The organism is Mesorhizobium montanum (assembly GCF_033977145.1).
GTDB classification, from domain to species: Bacteria; Pseudomonadota; Alphaproteobacteria; order Rhizobiales; family Rhizobiaceae; genus Mesorhizobium; species Mesorhizobium montanum.
Genome location: NZ_JAVIJF010000002.1, coordinates 351,703 through 369,730 on the forward strand (window position 1 = coordinate 351,703; position 18,028 = coordinate 369,730).

The following is an 18,028-nucleotide window of genomic DNA, read 5'->3' on the forward strand; positions in this document are numbered from 1 at the left end:
TGCTGTCTCCTGTGGTTGGGCGGCGACATCCTCGCCGCGGCTGCATGTCCGGCCGCGGCCTCAAGCCCGCACCTGTGAGGGACAGGCGCGGGCCGACCAGGTGTTGTCCACCGATCTTCAACAGACGCCTCGCGACGTCCGAAGCGAAACCGAACTGCGGGCGATCCCCTATGTTCCAGCAGTCCTTCTCGCCAACGGAACTTTGCCGCTCCCGTGGAGGCTCGCGCCTGATGGGTGAAACCGGCCGGCAATGGAACATTCGGACCCTTTGAACGGTTAAACGACTGACCGGGCGCTTGAACCGCGATGGTGCCATCGCCGCAGGGGATGCTCCCACCGCCTGACCGGGAGGTTGGTTGGCAAAATGGCTCGTTTCAAAGGCCCATCGAAAAATCACAACATCGTCGTCATCGGAGCGTCGGCCGGCGGGATCGAACCGCTGAAGCGGATTGTCGGCGACCTGCCCGCCGATCTGCCGGCGGCCGTCTTCGTCGTGGTGCATATCGGCCAGGTCAGCTATCTGCCGGAGATCCTCGACCGCGCGGGAGCGCTCGACGCCATATCGGCCGGGAATGGGGCGGCGTTCAGGACAGGCTGCATCTATGTGGCGCCGCCCGGCTTCCACCTTCTCCTTCATGACGGCCATATGCTGCTGCGGCGCGGCCCGCGCGAAAATCTCGCGCGGCCGGCAATCGACCCGTTGTTCCGCTCTGCGGCGTTAAGTTACGGCGCGAGCGTCATCGGTGTGCTGCTGTCGGGTTCGCTTTCCGACGGCACCGCCGGGCTGAGGGCCGTCAAGGCCGTCGGCGGGCTGACTGTCGTCCAGCATCCGGAGGATACGCTGGTGCCGGCTATGGTCGAAAGCGCGCTGCATTATGTCGAGGTCGACCACTGCCTCCCCGCGGCGCAGATCGGCCCTTTGCTGGCAGAACTCGTGGCCGAACCGGCCGGCGAATCCTTTCGCCCCCCGGCAGCGGTCAGGCTGGAGGCGGCCATTGCCGCGCAGGAGCATTCGACCATGAAAGATGAAGATCGACTTGGGCAACTGTCGGTGTTTACATGTCCGGAATGCCACGGGCCGCTGTGGGAGATCGAAGACGGAGACATGCTGCGCTATCGGTGCCATACCGGGCACGCCTTCACCGCCGACGCTGTTATGGAAGCGCAGGCGACCGAGGCGGACGAGATCCTGTGGAGCCTGCTGCGCTCGCATCAGCAGCGGGCTGAGTTTGCGAGGCGGATGGCCGAGCGGCAAAGGACAAAGGACCGCTCCGGACTCGCCGCGGAATTCGTCAAGCGGGCGCAGGAATACGATTCGGATGCGGCTCTTATCGGGCGTATTCTCGAAAGCAGGCGGGAACAGGTAACAGGTAATGGCGCAGGCGGCGAGGAAGGCAACATCGAGGAAGGCCACAACTAGTTCGCGGCAGGGTGCGAAAGAGTCCGCGCCCTTCCCCATCATCGGCATCGGCGCATCGGCGGGCGGCATCGCGGCGTTGCGGAAATTCTTTCCCGAAGTGCCGGACGACAGCGGCTTTGCCTATGTGGTCATTCAACACCTCGATGCCGAGCACGAAAGCGTGCTCGCCAGCATCATCCAGCGTTCGACCGCGATCGAAACGCAAACCGCGGCAGAGGGCGCGGAGATCGAGGCAAACAATATCTACGTCATCCCTCCGGGCGTATCGGTGACCGTCGAGAACCAGCGATTCCGTATGGCGAAGATGGCGGCAGCGCGCACCAGACGGACGCCCATCGACGATTTCTTCAACTCGCTGGCGCAAGACCAGTCGGAAAAGACGGCTGGAATCATCCTTTCCGGAACCGGCAGCGACGGCACCATCGGGCTCCGGGCAATCAAGGAGCGCGGCGGACTGACCCTGGCGCAGGAAAGTGCCGAGTATGACGGCATGATGCGCAGCGCCGTCCAGAGCGGGCTCGTGGACATGGTCCTTCCCGCGGAGGAAATGGCGAGCAAGCTGGTCAGCTACTTCAGCCGTTCCAACCGCCCCGAGAGCGAGCGCGAGCGCCACAAGCGCGAAGTGGCCGAACAGCTTTCGCGCATCGCGGCGCTGCTTCGCGTGCGCACCGGCCATGATTTCAGCGGCTACAAGGACAACACGATTTTGCGGCGCATTCAGCGCCGCATGCAGGTGCTGCAGATCGACGATCCGGCCGCCTTCTACGAAAGGCTGCGCGACGAGCCCCAGCAGGTGGATCTTTTGTTCCAGGACCTGCTCATCGGCGTCACCAGCTTCTTCCGCGACGCGCAAGCCTTCGACGCCCTCGAACGTTTGGTCATCCCCAAGCTGTTCGAGGGCCGCAAGCCGGACGAGACCGTCAGGGTCTGGGTTCCAGGCTGCGCCACCGGCGAGGAAGCCTACTCGATCGCCATGCTCTTGAAGGAGAACGCGCTGCGCGGATCCGCCTCGCTCAATCTGCAGATATTTGCCACGGACATCGACGAGCGCGCGTTGGAAGTGGCCCGCGCCGGCCGCTACTCGGCGGCGATCGCGACGGACATAACACCGAAACGGCTCAAGGAGTTCTTCTCGCGCGAGGACGGCACTTACCGCGTTTCGGCCGATCTCCGCGAGGTCTGCCTGTTTTCGGCGCACAATCTCTTGCGCGACCCGCCCTTTTCCAAGCTCGACCTGATCGCCTGCCGGAACCTCTTGATCTACATGGGTCCGGAGTTGCAGGAAAAGATTATTCCGATCTTCCACTACGCACTGCGCAACAACGGCTATCTTCTCCTTGGATCGTCGGAGAACGTCACGCGGCATGTGCGCCTGTTCTCCACCGTCGACAAGGCGACCCGTATCTTCCAGAAGCGCGGTGGGGTGGCTCCGCAACGCCTGCCGGAATTCCCGCTCGCCGCCGCCCCCCGACAGACAGTCCCGCATCCAAGGCCGAGGGCGGCGGCCGGAACCCTGCAGGAGGCCGCGGAGCGTCTTCTCGTCGAGCGCTATGCGCCTGCCTATGTGGTGACCAACGCCGCCGGCGAGCTGATGCACAGTTCGGGAGGCACGGGAAAGTACCTGGAGCTCGCCGCCGGCGCTCCCGATCACAACGTCTTTTCCATGGCAAGGCGCGGCCTGCGCATGGATTTGCGGGCGGCGCTCCACAAGGCGGCGAGCACCGGACAGGTGGCGATCCAGAACAAGATCAGCATAGGCACCAATGGCGGCCGCCAGACGATCAGCCTTGCAGTGCAACCACTGCCGTCCGACGGTTCTTCCGACCCGCTCTACATGCTGGTCTTCCGCGACATCGGCGGTATCAAGGCGGAGTCCCAGAGCGAGCCGGTCCATACGACCGACGACGTCGAAAGCGCCAATGTCAATCAGCTCGAAAGGGAGCTGAGGGAAACCAGGGAGCGGCTGCAGATCACCACCGAGGAGCTCGAATCCTCCAATGAGGAGCTGAAATCCTCGAACGAGGAACTGTCCTCGATCAACGAGGAGCTGCAGTCGTCCAACGAAGAGCTTGAGACCTCCAAGGAAGAGCTGCAGTCGATCAATGAGGAGCTGCAGACCGTCAATGCGGAGCTGAACATCCGCGTCGACGAGCTCAGCCGCGCCAATAACGACATGGCCAATCTGCTCGAAAGCACGCAGATCGCGACCGTGTTCCTCGACCGCGAGCTCTGCATCAAGAGCTTCACGCCGACGGCGCGCGACCTGTTCCGGTTGGTCGAAAGCGATGTCGGCCGGCCGCTGGCTCACGTGCGCCCGCGCTTTCCCGCCGACGGGCTTCAGTCCGATCTGGAGCAGGTGCTGCAGAGGCTGGGCACGATCGAGCGGCAGATCGGAGACGTCGACAATGACCGCCGCTACATCATGCGTGTCCTGCCTTACCGGACCGTCGACAACGTTATCGCCGGCGTCGTCGTCACCTTCGTCGACGTCACCCAGATCGTGCGGGCCGAGGAAAGGATCGGCGTGCTCTCGCATGACCTGCGCAACCGTGTCGAAAGCCTCGCAACCCTGCTCGACCTTGTGCCGGTCGGCATCTTCATCGCCGAGGACGGCGATGGCGTGAAGATCCGCGTCAACCGGCGTGCGGCGGAGCTCCTGGACCAGCGCGCCGCCGGCAACAAGCTGATATCCGTGCCCACCGTCTTGCCATTGACGCTAAATGGCGCCGAAGTGGGTGCCGATGATCAGCCTCTGCTGAAGGCAATCCACACCGGCAAGGCAATTCCGGGCTACGAAGCGCAGATCCGGCATGAGGATGGCACCAGCGTCGACGTCATGATGTCGGCCAACCCGCTCTTCGATGAAAAGGGCAAGGTGCGCGGCGCCATCGCGGCGCTGGTCGACATATCGAGCCACAAAGAGGCGGAACGCAGCCAGGAAAGGCTGCTGCACGAACTGCAGCACCGCGTGAAAAACATTCTGGCCACAGTCACTGCGCTGACCTCCCGCATGGTCCGCACCTCGACGTCGATGAGCGATTTTTCCACTTCGTTCCAGGAGCGCTTGCAGGCAATGGGTCGAACGCACGAGGTGCTGTCCTCCTACAACTGGAGAGATGCCGATCTCGAGCAGTTGCTGCGGGCGGTCCTCTCGCCCTACGGCAACAAGCAGCGCCAGAATATCGTCATCCAAGGGCGCCCGCTGCAGCTCGGCGCAAGCGCTGCCGCGACGCTCGGCATGGTGTTCTTCGAGCTTGCCAGCAATGCCGCGAAATACGGGGCGCTCTCTACCGAGGACGGTCGTGTCGACGTGGCGTGGAACACCGACAAGCCCGGCCTTCTGTCGATCCGCTGGAGAGAAATCGACGGGCCTGCCGTCAAGGAGCCGCCACGGCGGAATTTCGGAACAAGCTTCATCCAGCAAAGTTTGGAGTACGAACTGGGAGGCAAGGTCGATCTGAGGTTCGAGCGCTCCGGAGTTGAATGCTACATAGACATTCCGCTGGCGTCAGGCACAGCTCGCTGACATTTGCCGCTATGCGATAAGGAGTGGACACAAACATGCTCTTATCCGGCCTGACTGTCCTTGTTGTCGAGGACGTGTTTATGCTTGCGGAAGACCTCTCCGATCAGTTGACCCAGGCAGGATGCACCGTGATCGGCCCGGCGCCTACGGTTGCCGAGGCGCTCCAACGTATCGAGGGCGTCGCGCTGAACGGCGCTGTGCTGGACGTGAACCTTCGGGGCGAGCCCAGCTTCCCTTTGGCCGAGCATCTTGCCCTCGGTAATGTCCCGTTTATTTTCCTCACGGGCTACGACAGCGTCACGGTCTTTCCCGACAAGTTTCGGGACGCGCCGAAGCTCACCAAGCCAGTCAATTACAACGTGCTAGTCGAGGCGGTGTCGCGGTTCCGCGGGAGCGCCGCGTCAGGCTGAGAACGGGCCTGCCTATGACTCCACCAACTGGCTCGCAAGTTCGACCAGGTGCGGGATCGGCGCGGGTTTCGACAGGTAAGGCGCGCCGTGGAAGATCGGCGACTGAAACTCAGGATCGTAGCCCGAATGCACCAGGAAAGGCACACCCGCCTCCTTGAGGCGAGCGGCGGCAACGCCACGTCGCCCGTCGAGCAATTGGATGTCGATAATGGCCAGGTCCGGCTTGTTGTCCTCGAGCCAGGTCACGGCCGCCCGCTCGGAAGCCACACAGGCCACTTCGAAACCACGCGCCTTCAAGCCGTTCGCCACGTCGGAAGCGATCAGATATTCGTCTTCAATGATCAGTGCCAAGGGCGCCCGCATAACGACCTCCTCTGGGGCAATTCCAGGAAAAGCGCCCAGCGGTTTTCCGTCCGGAATTGCGCCAGTCGCGGATCGGGTACAGATACGGTAACGGCTTTCTTTTCGCCGCCCTCACCGAGGAACTCGGCCAGAACACCTTCTGGCCCGATATGTATTTCACTATCGACAACTTGCATTCTTGCCTCTCGGTCTTGGCATCATTAAGAATACAAGGCCCCGCTCGTATCAAAGTTCCGTCTGCACTCGGGAATCGATCTTCGAGGCCCGTCGCCGAATGAGCGCTCGCGAACAAACTCAGTCGGGCCTCTTCTCATTTCCAAGACCTTTTGGAACAGCGGACCTGGACAGAGGTTCGGGGGCGAAGGAGAGGCCAGATGCCATCGAACGAGCGAACACCGAGCAGCGTTGCGACATCCAGGCGGGGCCGCCGCCCGGCCTGCAGCCGCGCAGGAACGGCCCGGTGCCGGTGATCGTGTTTCTGGCGGCGGCCGCATTCCTGTTCGCCGCGGTCTTCTGGTGGTCGGCGAGAAGGAACATCGCTCCTTGTTGCAGGTTTGATAACGCAAAAGGAGATCATTGCGATGCCGAGCTTGAGAAGTTTGTTTCGTCATCTCTGGCGGTGGAAAGCACAGCCCACGGCCGACCCTTCCCCCGTGGATGCCATTGTCCGCGTGTTGCGGGACGCCGAGAAGCAGCGGTCCCGGCGGCATTCGGAATAGCGCCTGAGATCGCCGCCACAGCCGTGGCAACGATATCAGCGGCCGCGCGGCAACGGCCCGTTACTCCTCGTCGTAGATATGCTCATGGATGATGCCGAGGATTTCCAGCCTCACCGCTTCGCGTGCAGCGGGCTGGATGAAGGGCATCAGAAGGTCGACCGTCTCCTCGACCCGCCGCGGCAGGTCGGCGCTCGGATCGCTCAGATAGCTGCCATGGGCATAGATGTTTTCGGTCAGCTTCTTGTTCAGGTCGGAAAAGAGCCCCATGGCGATTGCTCCATGCTGATGCCCAACAGCCGGAGCCCCCGATGGTTCCGTCGTCGGCCAGTAAGGCAAGGCAATTCGACCGTGCCGAAATCCTGCCGTCCAAGGAACATTCGGTCCAGCTGGATGTTCGAAATCCGGTGACAACGAGCCAGAAACTCCACGGCTTGCGGCAAGCGCCTTGCAAAGGCGGGTGGGGTATGTCTCGGTGAAATTTGAAGGGGCCTCTATTGTTAAGAGACGGCGATGTCTCGCACGAGCCAGCGCGATCTTTGCGACCAGGCAAGCCTGGGCTTGGACCAGGAGATCGCATCCCTGTTGACCGCTATCGAGCGCGAGAAGGTCCCTGACCGGCTCACAAAGCTTGCACTCGAGCTTCAGAACGCGCTGGTCGAAAAACGCAGACTCGATGCGACAGGGGAAGCGGTTCGTCGGTTCACGGAACCGCAGACGCGCTCCGGCCACCGATAGCGGCGGATATCACCGAGAAGCATGCGGCATTATTCGGCGGGTGGGGCTCGGTCGCCTCCCCGCGCGCGCATCGGCAACTCCTACCAGCAACAATGGAACGTTAACATAAGTTAATCGTTGTCGTCGATTGGGAGTAGTCCGATGGTACAGGACCGCAGATCCCCGGAAGTAGGCGAATTCGTTCGGCGGCTGGTCGAAAAGACGGGCATTACCGAAGCGCAGGCGCTCGAACTTGTTTCTCTGCTTGGCTTGAATTGGGCCTCTTTGATGAGGGAGGCGAAAGCCATGAAAGCACCTCAGTGACCGATAGGCACTGAATCTGCTTACAGGAAAAGTGCGCAGCTGTTTTCCGTCCGGCATTAGAGCAGGTCAGCGATTCTATCGAACGCTGAACTGTTCTAGCGTCTTGCGCTTTCGGCATCCCAGTGATTATCCGAAACTTGATGGCGCCGCTCAACCAGCGTCTGCGGCGAACTTTCCCCCAAGAACTCCAGAACGCCGGCGCGCGCGCGGTTGAGGCGGCTTTTGACCGTGCCGACGGCGCAGCCGCATATTCCCGCGGTTTCTTCGTAACTTACGCCCAGCACGCCGATCAGCATCAAGACCTCGCGCTGATGTGACGGCAGTTTCTGGATGGCCTGATGCACTTCTCTGCTTTGGACGGACCAATCCTGCGATGGCTCCGAAATCGGACGGCTCGAGGCGCAGTCGAGCAGCCCCGGCGCTTCCCTGGCCGCCGCTTTGATGCGCGTATAATGGGTGTTGCGCATGATGGTGAAGAGCCAGGACTTCAGGCGCGTCCCCGGCTCGAACTTGTCCAGATTGGCAAGCCCTTTGGTCAATGTCTCCTGCACAAGATCGTCGGCATCGTCCGGCACGCGACAGAACGTGCGCGCAAAAGCCCGCAAGGCAGGGATCAGATCGACAATGGAAATCTCGTCGGCGTCGTGGTTTGGAAAGTTGTGCTCTCTGGGTGACAATGTCCCGATCCCAGCAGGTAGGGTGAAGGAGGTGCAGCCCAAGGAGAATGCCTGAGAAAAAGGAACGTTCCTGTTTTCGATCGCTCGACCAGAAGTTTCGATGGAGCGGCTCGGTTGAATGAACCCGGAAATATTCAATGAGCCTCTTCGAGCTTGGGTTCCTCAAGGTACCAAGGCACGGAAATCACCGCGAGATTCGGGGAAGCAACCGCGGCGGAGCGCAGGCCCGGCCGCTTTCGCCTGTCCCGCTACATCTTTTGACCATCTCTCGCGGATGGCGCGCTCTTCATCGCTCTCTTCGCCGGACAGCCTTGCCACATGGACCGCGATGACCGCCCTGAACCGGAGCTGTCCGGATCATGCTCGATAGAATTCCCGATACCATTCCACGAAACGCCGGACCCCGATCTCGATCGGAATCCTCGGCCTGAAGCCGGTCGCTTTCTCAAGTGAGCTGACATCTGCGCATGTCGCAGGCACGTCGCCTGGCTGGAGCGGCATGCAGTTGCGTTTCGCCTTTCTGCCCAGCGCCTCTTCGAGCAGCGCAATCAAGTGGTTCAGCTCAACCGGCGAGCTGCCGCCGATGTTGTGGATCCTGAATGGCGCATTGCTGGTCGCGGGGTCAGGCGCGGCGCTGCTCCATTCCCTGTTGGGTGTCGCAGGCAGCTGCATTATGCGGACCACGCCCTCGATGATGTCATCGATATAGGTGAAATCACGCTGCATGTTGCCATGGTTGAAGACGTCGATCGGCTCGCCTGCAAGTATGGCCTTTGTGAAGATAAACAGGGCCATATCCGGCCGCCCCCACGGCCCGTAGACGGTGAAGAACCGCAAACCAGTCGCCGGCAGCCCGAGAAGATGGCTGTAGGCATGTGCCATCAACTCATTGGCCTTCTTGCTGGCGGCGTAAAGACTGAGCGGGTGATCGGCGGAATCGTGAACGGAGAACGGCATCCGCGTGCTGCCGCCATAGATCGAGCTCGAGGATGCATAGACCAGATGGCCGACTGACGCGTGGCGGCATCCTTCGAGGACGTTGAGGAACCCGCTTAGATTGCTTTCGCCATAGGCGTAAGGGTTGATCAGCGAATGACGAACGCCGGCCTGGGCTGCGAGATTGACGACGATTTCCGGATCGACCGAGGCAAAAAGCGCCGAAATGCGATCCCGATCGGTGAGGTCGACATGCTCGAACCGGAAATGCGGAAATTCTTCCAACTGATCGAGCCGGGCTCGCTTCAGGTTGACGTCGTAGTACTCATTCATCGAATCGAGGCCGACGACTTGCCAGCCGTCGGAAAGCAGTCTCCGGCACAGATGAAAGCCGATGAAACCGGCTGCCCCGGTGACAAGAACAGGCCTGTTTGATGTCACGGCATGGCCCTAACGTTAAGCTGTGACCAGATTCACACCCACTTCCACCCTCGCCTCCATTTATCCCAGGAAGCATCATCAGAATGATCGATGAAACATCTGCTGAGCGGGACCATAACCGAACTTCATCTCTAGCTCAGGCAAGCCATGCTCCCGGCATATGTGAAGGCACCAGCAACGGACCAGGATCTTGATGAGGCTCCTCTTCCGCCGGGGCCCCCCAGGTGGGCAGAGGTGTATGATTATGCTCTGGACCAGGGCGAACCGGCCCTGCGGCCATATCTGCCTCTGCCAGCCGGGTTTGCGGATATCGGGATCGGTCCCCGGCTGGAAACTATTGTCAGGCAACATCCGCACAAGATCGCCATCAATGACGGCGCGGACGAACTCTCATATTCGGCGCTCGGCGCCGCCGTCGAGATTCTATCCCGCCGAGTTGCAAGCGCCGTTCCCGCGGGGAAGCCAGTCGGAATCTGCCAGCCATACTCGGTCTGGAGCATCGTCGCCATGCTCGCAACGATGGCAGCTGGACGGGTTTCAATTCCGCTTAATGCGAGAGATCCCGGCCCCCGGGTCAAGGAGATCGTGTCAGCGGCCAAGCTCTCGGCGATGCTGGGCATGGGAGACCGCCCGCGCGATCTGGCTGCAGACGTCCAATGGATCGACATGGGCGTAAGTTCGGCCTCGGAGCGAAACCTGTTGGCGACGCCTCTTCCGCGGCCTTCCGTCGATGAGCCGGCCATCATTCTTTATACTTCGGGCAGCACAGGGCGTCCCAAGGGCATCGTCAACAGCCAGCGCAGCTTGCTGTGGCGCGTGCAACAATATGTCGACGCTTGTCACGTCGACTCGGAGGATGTTTTCCTCCCCCTGGCGGGCCTGGCCACGATAGCCGGCTGTCGTGAGATTCTGGCTGCCGTTCTTACTGGCGCCACCTTGCAGCTCGTTGAATTGGAAGCGATCGGCCTGCGCGGCGTTCGCGCGAGGATGCAAGACCAGGGCGCGACTGTCACCTATCTCGTGCCCGCCTTGCTTCGAACGCTGATGGCTGATGCTCCTGCCGATACGTTCAGCTCGCTTAGAGTTGTCCGCGTCGGGGGCGAGAAAGTGCTTTGGACCGATATTGCTCTTCTGCGAAAAGCCGTCCCGCCGCATTGCCTCATCCAGATAGGCTATTCGTCCACGGAAACGACAGGATCGCAGTGGTTCCTGCCGTCAGAGCCGCCGAACACCGAGCCCGATGTGCCGGTTGGACGCCTTTTGCCGGGGATCGCATTCTCTATCGTGAACGAAGAGGGATACGTCGTCCGGCCCGGTGAGACGGGAGAGCTTGTGATCAAGAGCCCCTATGTCCTCCTTGGGCATTGGGAGAATGGCACCGTCGTTCCCGTCGATGCGGACCCCGACAATCCGCGCGAGCGGATTTTTCCGACCGGTGATCTCGTGCGATTGGACAGCGATGGTCTGTTGAGGATCATCGGCCGCAAGGGGAGGCAGATAAAGATCAACGGTCGACGTATCGAGCCGGCCGAGCTCGAAAGGGCTCTGCGAGCCGCCCCATCGGTCCGGGACGCTGTCGCGATCGTAACGGAGGCAAGCGAACTTGTCGCATTCGCGATCCCAAACGATTCCGCCGGTCCGGACTTTGTGGATGATCTGCGCCGGTTGATTGGAGACACGCTGCCCCCACCGTTGCGGCCTCTGCGGCTCCACCGTGTCGGTGAGATCCCATACCTTGCCGGCGGAAAGATCGACCTGGCCAAACTAGGGAAGATGGACCTCCTGGCCAGGACGCCGGCTGCCGCCGCCGATCCGTCAAGTTCCGATAGCGACCCGGCGGTAGGTCGGGTGGTGCGGAAGGCATGGATCAAGGTTCTCAATACGCGAGCAGCCGTGGGCAGGTGGGACGAGGCTGGGGGAGACTCGCTGAAACTGCTGCACTGCGTGATGGAGATCGAGAATCTCATCGGTCAGGAACTCGGGCTGGAAAGCTTTACGGTCGGGATGAGCGCCGACGAAATGGTGAAGGCTGTTGTGGCAGCACAACCAGCCTCATCTGGCAAAGCCGCCCCCGAGCGCAACCCGCCACTCCTTTTTCTGTTTCCCGGGTCTGTCGGCTACGGTCCAAGTCTTGCCGCCTTTGCCTCTGCCATGGGGAAAACTGCAAAGGTGGTTCCAATCAGGTACCCGGCCCTCGCATTCATCCTCGGCGGACAGAGTGATCTCGCGAGCATGGCAGACGCCGCTGTCCAACAAGTCAGCCGCGCTCAGCCGTCGGGACATGTCAGGCTTCTGGGCCACTCGCTCGGCGGAGCGGTCGCGCTGGAAGTCGCGGTGCGTCTGCTAAAGGCCGGACGGTCGGTCAAGTTCGTCGGCATCCTCGACACAAGCCTTGAGGGCGAGCGCAGCCGCCTCTGGGATACGGTCACCCGCACAGCGCGCCGGCTGCGGTCCAACCGCATCTCGTTCCATCGCGTCGCCTGCCGCGCCCTGGCGAAGATCGCGGTCAGAATGGGTTACGAAACCCGCCTCGCTGGCGCGATCGACCGTTACACCGAAGGTCAGTTCAACGGAGCGTGCTTCCGGGTCAAGCTGGAGCTGCAGGAAGTCTTGCGGGCTCAAGCGTTTTTCCGCTGGCTGGAGGAACCCAAAGCGGTGCTTCCGATTCATGGCACACTGTTTCGCTGTGCTCGCCCGGGCATGTCCCGCGCCATCGGGTGGGATCAAGTGTTTCGGGACCTGCAGGTGATCGCGATCGTCGGCACACACATCGATCTCGTCGCGGAGCCTCACGTCGCGACCAACCGTCCGCTGATCGAAAAGGCCGTCTTACAAACGTATACGACGGCCGAAACTCTGCAATTGGAGGGCCAGCCGGCGTGATCTCGGGATTCACCAAGGAAGTGCTGGCATTGGACGCCGCGGCGGAGGCAGACCGCATCGTGTCATCGACCCGTGAGCAGGTTCTGGCAACGCTTCGTCGGCGTGGAGTGGTGGTTGGGCTATCAGGCGGCATCGATAGTTCCGTTGTCGCATCATTGTGCGTGCACGCCTTCGGCAGGGATAAGGTGCTGGGGATCTTCATGCCGGAGCGTGACTCCTCCGGAGACTCGCTAAGGCTCGGACGTGTCGTCGCCGCCCAACTCGGCATCGACACTCTGGTTGAAGACATAGCCCCGGCGCTTGATGCCATCGGCGCCTATCGCCGGCAGATCGAGGCCATCCGCGCCGTCGTCCCGGACTACGACGAAGGTTGGAAGTGCAAACTTGTGCTTACCTCGGTCCTGGAGAGCCAGGGCCTCAACATCACCCGTCTCACGGTTCAGGATCCTGACGGCAACATCAACACGGTTCGGCTGCCCATGGCAGCCTATCTGCAGATTGTTGCCGCGACCAACTACAAGCAGCGCATTCGCAAGATGACCGAATATTATCATGCCGATCGCCTCGGCTACGCTGTTGCGGGAACGCCAAACCGACTCGAATACGACCAGGGTTTCTTCGTCAAGCAAGGCGACGGCATCGCCGACGTCATGCCGATCGTGCACCTCTACAAAACGCAAGTTTATCAGTTGGCGGAATATCTCGAAGTAGACGAAGAAATCCGCCGCAGGCCACCGACCACCGACACGTTCTCCATGGCGCAGAGCCAGGAGGAGTTCTACTTCGCGCTGCCTTACCACCTGACGGATCTGTGCCTCTATGGCGTGAACCATGGGTTATGCGCCGACGAGGTTGCAGCGGCTGCGGGCCTCACCGGCGGCCAGGTCGAGAAAGTCTTCAAGGACATCGAAGCCAAGCGCCGGGCAGCCCGATATCTTCACGCGCGGCCCTTGGCGTCCGTGCCGATGGATGTGGACTGACGCCGATGTGCGGGATCGCCGGAATACTGGCGCTGAACGCCACCGCCGAACCGCCTTCACGCGAAGCACTGTTGCGCATGGCTGGCGCGCTTGCGCATCGCGGTCCCGACGAGCGGGGGCTGTACCGCGACAGACGCGCAGGGCTGGCGCATGCCCGTTTGTCGGTCGTCGATCTTCAGCATGGGCAGCAGCCCCTCGCCGACGCGGACGGCCTGGCATGGATTGTCTTCAACGGCGAGATTTTCAACTATCTCGAACTGCGCGACAGGCTGTTCGCCCTCGGCCATCGGTTCCGCACCCGCAGCGATACCGAAGTCGTCCTGCACGCTTATCGCGAGTGGGGCCAGGCCGCCTTCGAGCGTATGAACGGCCAATGGGCGCTGGCAATCTGGGACCCGGCTGCCGGCCGGCTGATACTGTCGCGCGATCGCTACGGCATTTGCCCGCTGCATTTTTGCGAGCATGGCGGGCGCCTGTTCTTTGCGAGCGAAGTCAAAGCGATTTTCGCGGCCGAGGTCGCGATCCCGCGCGCCTTCGATCCGGCGGGCATCGATCAAACCTTCACCATGTGGACGGCTGTTGCTCCGCAGAACGTGTTCCAGGGCATCCGAGAACTCCCGCCCGGACATGTGCGCCTCTATGAGAGGGGAGCGGCGCGAGAATACCCATTCTGGCAACCGCGCTTCCCGGAAATCAATGGTGAGGACCGGGACCGGTTTGTCGGCTCCCTGGAGCAGGCGGTCGAAGAGGTGAAGCTGATGCTGGAAGCCGCCACGGCCTTGCGAATCGTGCAGGCCGATGTGCCGGTTGGCTGTTATCTGTCGGGCGGGCTGGACAGTTCCCTTGTCGCAGCACTCGGAAGGCGCTTCGCCGGCGAGCGTTTCCAGACCTTCTCGCTGCGTTTTGCGGATGCCGAATATGACGAGACCGATTTCCAGCGGCTCGTTGCCGCCCAAACCGGGAGCGAGCACCATGAGGTGACCGTTTCGCGCAGCGACATCGCGCAGATATTTCCCGAGGTGATCCGCCACACCGAGCGGCCAATCCTCAGGACCGCTCCGGCACCGCTCTTCCTGCTGTCAAGACTGGTGCGGGAACGCGGCATCAAAGTGGTGCTGACCGGGGAAGGCGCCGACGAGATGTTCGCCGGTTATGACCTGTTTCGCGAAGGCAAGGTGCGCCGCTTCTGGGGACGGCAACCGGCTTCGACCAGGCGCGCCCGGCTGCTCGAACGGCTCTACCCCTACCTCTCGCGTTCACCAGTTCATCAGCAGGCGCTGGCCCGGCAGTTCTTCGGCCGCAATATCGAGGCCCACGCCGTGGCTGGATTTGCGCATGACACGCGCTGGCGCACGACCAGCGCCATCAAGCGCCTGTTCTGCCCGGATATGCGCGCCGCCTCCGAACGCCGCGACGCTGTGACTGAACTGCTCTGCGCGCTGCCGGCCGAATTCGCGCGCTGGAGTTCCCTTGCCCAGGACCAGTATCTGGAGATCCGGACCCTGATGTCGAGCTATCTGCTCTCCTCGCAAGGCGACAGGATGCTGATGGCTCATTCCATCGAGGGCCGCTTTCCCTTCCTGGACGACAACGTCGTCGCCTTGGCGAATGCGCTTCCCGATGCTTACAAGCTACGGGGCCTCGACGAGAAACACGTGTTGAAACGCGTGGCGGCGCCCATCCTGCCGCCGCAGGTCGTTGCCCGAAAGAAGCAACCCTACCGGGCGCCGAATGCGCTAAGTTTCTTCACCGCTGACGCCCCGGCATACATTCGTGAAGCATTGTCCGAGACGGCATTGCGGGCATCAGGCGTCTTCGATCCCCAGTCGGTTACACGCCTGGTCGGGAAATGCCAGGCCAGAGCTGGCGGCGGCGACATGTCGAATTCCGACAATATGGCCCTGGTGGGCGTGCTGTCGACGCAGCTTCTGCACCAGCAATTTGTCGCAAGTCGTCCCGCTGGCATAACAATGCCAACTCTCGGCACCGACGTCGACTACGAGCATCGGGAAAGGGTGCCGGCATGATCCATGATGCCGTACCGCTCCTGCATGATTATCTGATCCACTCCGCCGGCCGGCTCGGCGACAAGGTGGCGCTGGTTTGCAACGGGAAACGCGTCACCTATGCCGAAATCGACGAGCGTTCCAATGGGATCGCGCAATGTCTGGTGACAGCGGGGGTGCAACGCGGCGACCGGGTGATGATCTTCGCCGACAACACGGTCGAGACAGTCGTCAGCTTCTGGGCGGTGCTGAAGGCAAACGCCGTCGTGTGCATCGTCAACCCGCTCACCAAAAGCGAGAAGCTCGACTACCTCCTTGGTGATTGCCGACCGGCGGCGCTGATCACCGACCAGCATCTGCGCTCCGTGTTCGACGGGCCGGCGCGCAGCTGTCGCTCGCTGCGGAAGGTGATCGTGTCAGGGCTGATCGAGGACGACGAGCTCAGCCGGCTGCCGCACGCGATACGCTGGGAAACGGCCGCCAGAAGAACGCCGGCCGCGCCGGTACGCAAATCGATCGACATCGACCTCGCCGCCATCATCTATACCTCCGGGTCCACAGGCGAACCCAAAGGCGTGATGCTGACACACCGCAACATGACCGCGGCATGCACGTCGATAGCATCATATCTGGAGCTTCGCGAAGACGAGGTAATCCTCAACGTCCTGCCCCTCGCCTTCGATTACGGCCTGTATCAGATGCTGATGGCCTTCCGCACCGGCGCTCGGCTCGTTCTCGAACGCTCATTCGCTTTCCCGGCGCAGATCCTACAGATCATCAAGGACGAGAGGATCACAGGCTTCCCCGGGGTGCCGACCATCTTCGCCTCGCTTGCGGAACTAAAATCGCTGAAGGATCACGACTTTTCGAGCATCCGCTATGTCACCAACACCGCGGCCGCCTTGCCGCTCAAGCACATCTCTATGCTCAGGGAGCTATTTTCGGGCGCTCGAATCTATTCGATGTACGGCCTCACCGAGTGCAAACGCTGCACTTATTTGCCACCGGAAGATCTCGCGCGAAAGCCGCTGAGCGTCGGAATCGCGATCCCCAACACGGAAATATGGATCGTCGACGAGAACGACAAACGGGTCGAGCCAGGGACCGTCGGCCAGCTGGTCATCCGGGGCGCGACGGTGATGAAGGGCTACTGGGGCAAGCCGGAAGCGACCGCCCGGAAGCTCAGGCCCGGTCCCCTGCCGGGCGAGCAGGTCCTCTACACCGGTGATTACTGTCGAATGGACGCGGACGGCTATCTCTACTTCATCGGCCGCGGCGACGAGATCATAAAGTCCCGGGGTGAGAAAGTTGCGCCGAAGGAAGTCGAAGACGTGCTGATGAATATCCCAGGCGTCAAGGAGGCCGCTGTGGTCGGTGTCCCGGACGCACTTCTGGGCCAGGCGGTGAAGGCGTTCGTCGTGATCGAGCAAGGCCGGATTGTCGGCGAGCGGCAGCTTCAGATGGAATGCCAGAAGCGGCTTGAAAACTTCATGGTCCCGAAGTCCATCGTCATCGTGCCCAGTCTGCCGAAGACGGATACCGGCAAACTCAAGAAGCTGGCTCTTTCGTAGCGCTGCTGGACGACGCGGAACGTATTTGAATTTTTTTATTGGAGGGTGGGTTATGGATACGATTTTGGCAACGAAGCCCGCAGGCGACATTTACACCAGACAAATTCGCGATTTCCTGGCTTCAAACTTCTACATCGCGGATGTGACATCGCTCAGCACCACGGAATCGCTGCTCGATCAGGGCATCGTCGATTCCACCGGCGTGCTCGAGATCATCGGCTTCATCGAAGAGACCTTCGGCATCATCGTCGAAGACAGTGAGCTCCTGCCGGAGAACCTCGATTCCATCCAGGGAATAGCGCAGTTCATTGCGCGAAAGAGAGGATGAAACCCGATCTGCGTATCGCTCAGGCCTGCGGCTTTGCGTATCCGAGCACGACGCGCGCCTCGCCGGCGAGATTGGTGAGGATGCGGATATTGTCGTAGCCCCTGCTGCGCTCCAGCAGGCTTGCGACCTGGCGATCCTGGCCGAGGCCGACCTCAAACAATAAAGCACCGCCGGGCCGCAGGTACCGCAGGGCATCTTTCACGACACGCATGTGGATGGCGATGCCGTAAGGCCCGGCCGCGAAGGCCTCGCGCGGCTCGAGAGCCACCAGATGGGAGCGGTCGCCCTCGAGCCGTTTCTCCGAAATATAGGGCGGATTGCATATGACGACGTCAATCGTACCCCGCGGCAGCGAGGTGGAGAGAGCTTCGAACAAATCGCCCTGGAAGACCGACACCCGCCCAGCCAGCCCATGATGGACGACATTCCGTCGCGCCACCTCGACACATGCATCGGTAAGATCGCTTGCCCAGACCCGCGCCGTCTGGACCCGATGGGCGATAGCACAAGCAAGATTGCCGGCGCCGCAGCACATATCGACAATGCGCGGCGCCGGCAGGTTCATTTGATGCAACACGTCGACGGCGGTCGAGCCCAACAGCTCTGTCTCCGGCCTCGGGACAAGTGCACCGGACGCAACAAGGATCTCCATTCCCATGAAGACCGCGCTACCTTTGCCATAGGCGTCCGCGACGTCGATGTCCTCGCTCAAGACTTGCCTCCACAACCA

15 protein-coding genes are annotated in these 18,028 nt (G+C 61.6%); 9 read left to right on the forward strand and 6 right to left on the reverse strand.

Annotated features, from left to right (window positions below):
- Nucleotides 1-364 precede the first annotated feature (364 nt).
- Genes RFM68_RS04005 through RFM68_RS04015 form a run of 3 tightly spaced genes read left to right on the forward strand, consistent with a single transcriptional unit; the run spans nt 365 to nt 5,356 of the window.
- Nucleotides 365-1,420, forward strand: a complete 1,056-nt coding sequence (locus tag RFM68_RS04005; protein ID WP_320231362.1) for a chemotaxis protein CheB — start codon at nt 365-367, stop codon at nt 1,418-1,420.
- Nucleotides 1,374-4,946: a CheR family methyltransferase gene (locus RFM68_RS04010; protein WP_320231363.1), complete on the forward strand. Its 3,573-nt coding sequence runs from the start codon at nt 1,374-1,376 to the stop codon at nt 4,944-4,946. The genes RFM68_RS04005 and RFM68_RS04010 overlap by 47 nt, the downstream gene beginning before the upstream one ends.
- Before the next feature lie 35 nt (nt 4,947-4,981).
- Nucleotides 4,982-5,356: a response regulator gene (locus tag RFM68_RS04015; RefSeq protein ID WP_320231364.1), complete on the forward strand. Its 375-nt coding sequence runs from the start codon at nt 4,982-4,984 to the stop codon at nt 5,354-5,356.
- Nucleotides 5,357-5,368: 12 nt separating this feature from the next.
- Here the strand turns inward: RFM68_RS04015 and RFM68_RS04020 are convergent, their stop codons facing one another.
- The 3 genes from RFM68_RS04020 to RFM68_RS04030 form a co-directional block, all read right to left on the reverse strand.
- Complete coding sequence (locus RFM68_RS04020) at nt 5,369-5,719, reverse strand: response regulator (protein WP_320231365.1); 351 nt, start codon at nt 5,717-5,719, stop codon at nt 5,369-5,371.
- Between the two features lie 294 nt (nt 5,720-6,013).
- On the reverse strand, nt 6,014-6,256 hold the full coding sequence (locus tag RFM68_RS04025; protein ID WP_320231366.1) for a hypothetical protein: 243 nt from the start codon (nt 6,254-6,256) through the stop codon (nt 6,014-6,016).
- Nucleotides 6,257-6,498: 242 nt separating this feature from the next.
- Entirely contained in the window at nt 6,499-6,705 is a 207-nt protein-coding gene (locus tag RFM68_RS04030) for a hypothetical protein (protein WP_320231367.1), read from the reverse strand.
- Between the two features lie 609 nt (nt 6,706-7,314).
- On the opposite strand from RFM68_RS04030, the gene RFM68_RS04035 reads away from it, so the two are divergent.
- Nucleotides 7,315-7,476 carry a hypothetical protein gene (locus RFM68_RS04035; RefSeq protein ID WP_320231368.1) on the forward strand — a complete coding sequence of 54 codons (162 nt, stop codon included), beginning with the start codon at nt 7,315-7,317 and terminating at the stop codon, nt 7,474-7,476.
- A 95-nt stretch (nt 7,477-7,571) separates the two neighbouring features.
- Here the strand turns inward: RFM68_RS04035 and RFM68_RS04040 are convergent, their stop codons facing one another.
- A complete protein-coding gene (locus tag RFM68_RS04040; protein ID WP_320231470.1) occupies nt 7,572-8,153 on the reverse strand; it encodes a sigma-70 family RNA polymerase sigma factor in 582 nt (193 codons plus the stop codon).
- A 357-nt stretch (nt 8,154-8,510) separates the two neighbouring features.
- Nucleotides 8,511-9,530 carry an NAD-dependent epimerase gene (locus RFM68_RS04045; RefSeq protein ID WP_320231369.1) on the reverse strand — a complete coding sequence of 340 codons (1,020 nt, stop codon included), beginning with the start codon at nt 9,528-9,530 and terminating at the stop codon, nt 8,511-8,513.
- A gap of 234 nt (nt 9,531-9,764) precedes the next feature.
- Here RFM68_RS04045 and RFM68_RS04050 point away from each other — a divergent pair, with 234 nt between their 5' ends.
- From RFM68_RS04050 to RFM68_RS04070, 5 genes are read left to right on the forward strand one after another with little or no spacing between them, the layout of a single operon-like run.
- Nucleotides 9,765-12,413, forward strand: coding sequence for an AMP-binding protein (locus tag RFM68_RS04050; protein WP_320231370.1), 2,649 nt, complete (start codon nt 9,765-9,767; stop codon nt 12,411-12,413).
- Nucleotides 12,410-13,393 carry an NAD(+) synthase gene (gene nadE / locus RFM68_RS04055; RefSeq protein ID WP_320231371.1) on the forward strand — a complete coding sequence of 328 codons (984 nt, stop codon included), beginning with the start codon at nt 12,410-12,412 and terminating at the stop codon, nt 13,391-13,393. Before RFM68_RS04050 ends, nadE begins: the two co-directional genes overlap by 4 nt.
- Before the next feature lie 5 nt (nt 13,394-13,398).
- Nucleotides 13,399-15,420, forward strand: a complete 2,022-nt coding sequence (asnB, locus tag RFM68_RS04060) for an asparagine synthase (glutamine-hydrolyzing) (protein ID WP_320231372.1) — start codon at nt 13,399-13,401, stop codon at nt 15,418-15,420.
- Nucleotides 15,417-16,970, forward strand: coding sequence for a class I adenylate-forming enzyme family protein (locus RFM68_RS04065; RefSeq protein ID WP_320231373.1), 1,554 nt, complete (start codon nt 15,417-15,419; stop codon nt 16,968-16,970). Before asnB ends, RFM68_RS04065 begins: the two co-directional genes overlap by 4 nt.
- Nucleotides 16,971-17,022: 52 nt before the next feature.
- On the forward strand, nt 17,023-17,298 hold the full coding sequence (locus RFM68_RS04070; protein ID WP_320231374.1) for an acyl carrier protein: 276 nt from the start codon (nt 17,023-17,025) through the stop codon (nt 17,296-17,298).
- Between the two features lie 19 nt (nt 17,299-17,317).
- On the opposite strand, the gene RFM68_RS04075 is transcribed toward RFM68_RS04070, so the two are convergent.
- Nucleotides 17,318-18,010, reverse strand: coding sequence for a N5-glutamine methyltransferase family protein (locus RFM68_RS04075; RefSeq protein ID WP_320231375.1), 693 nt, complete (start codon nt 18,008-18,010; stop codon nt 17,318-17,320).
- Nucleotides 18,011-18,028 lie beyond the last annotated feature (18 nt).

Bases quoted from the DNA above. Each gene is read 5' to 3' on its own strand.
- RFM68_RS04005 (WP_320231362.1), top strand. From the start codon at position 365: ATGGCTCGTTTCAAAGGCCCATCGAAAAATCACAACATCGTCGTCATC.
- RFM68_RS04010 (WP_320231363.1), top strand. From the start codon at position 1,374: ATGGCGCAGGCGGCGAGGAAGGCAACATCGAGGAAGGCCACAACTAGT.
- RFM68_RS04015 (WP_320231364.1), top strand. From the start codon at position 4,982: ATGCTCTTATCCGGCCTGACTGTCCTTGTTGTCGAGGACGTGTTTATG.
- RFM68_RS04020 (WP_320231365.1), bottom strand. From the start codon at position 5,719: ATGCGGGCGCCCTTGGCACTGATCATTGAAGACGAATATCTGATCGCT.
- RFM68_RS04025 (WP_320231366.1), bottom strand. From the start codon at position 6,256: ATGTTCCTTCTCGCCGACCACCAGAAGACCGCGGCGAACAGGAATGCG.
- RFM68_RS04030 (WP_320231367.1), bottom strand. From the start codon at position 6,705: ATGGGGCTCTTTTCCGACCTGAACAAGAAGCTGACCGAAAACATCTAT.
- RFM68_RS04035 (WP_320231368.1), top strand. From the start codon at position 7,315: ATGGTACAGGACCGCAGATCCCCGGAAGTAGGCGAATTCGTTCGGCGG.
- asnB (WP_320231372.1), top strand. From the start codon at position 13,399: ATGTGCGGGATCGCCGGAATACTGGCGCTGAACGCCACCGCCGAACCG.
- RFM68_RS04065 (WP_320231373.1), top strand. From the start codon at position 15,417: ATGATCCATGATGCCGTACCGCTCCTGCATGATTATCTGATCCACTCC.
- RFM68_RS04070 (WP_320231374.1), top strand. From the start codon at position 17,023: ATGGATACGATTTTGGCAACGAAGCCCGCAGGCGACATTTACACCAGA.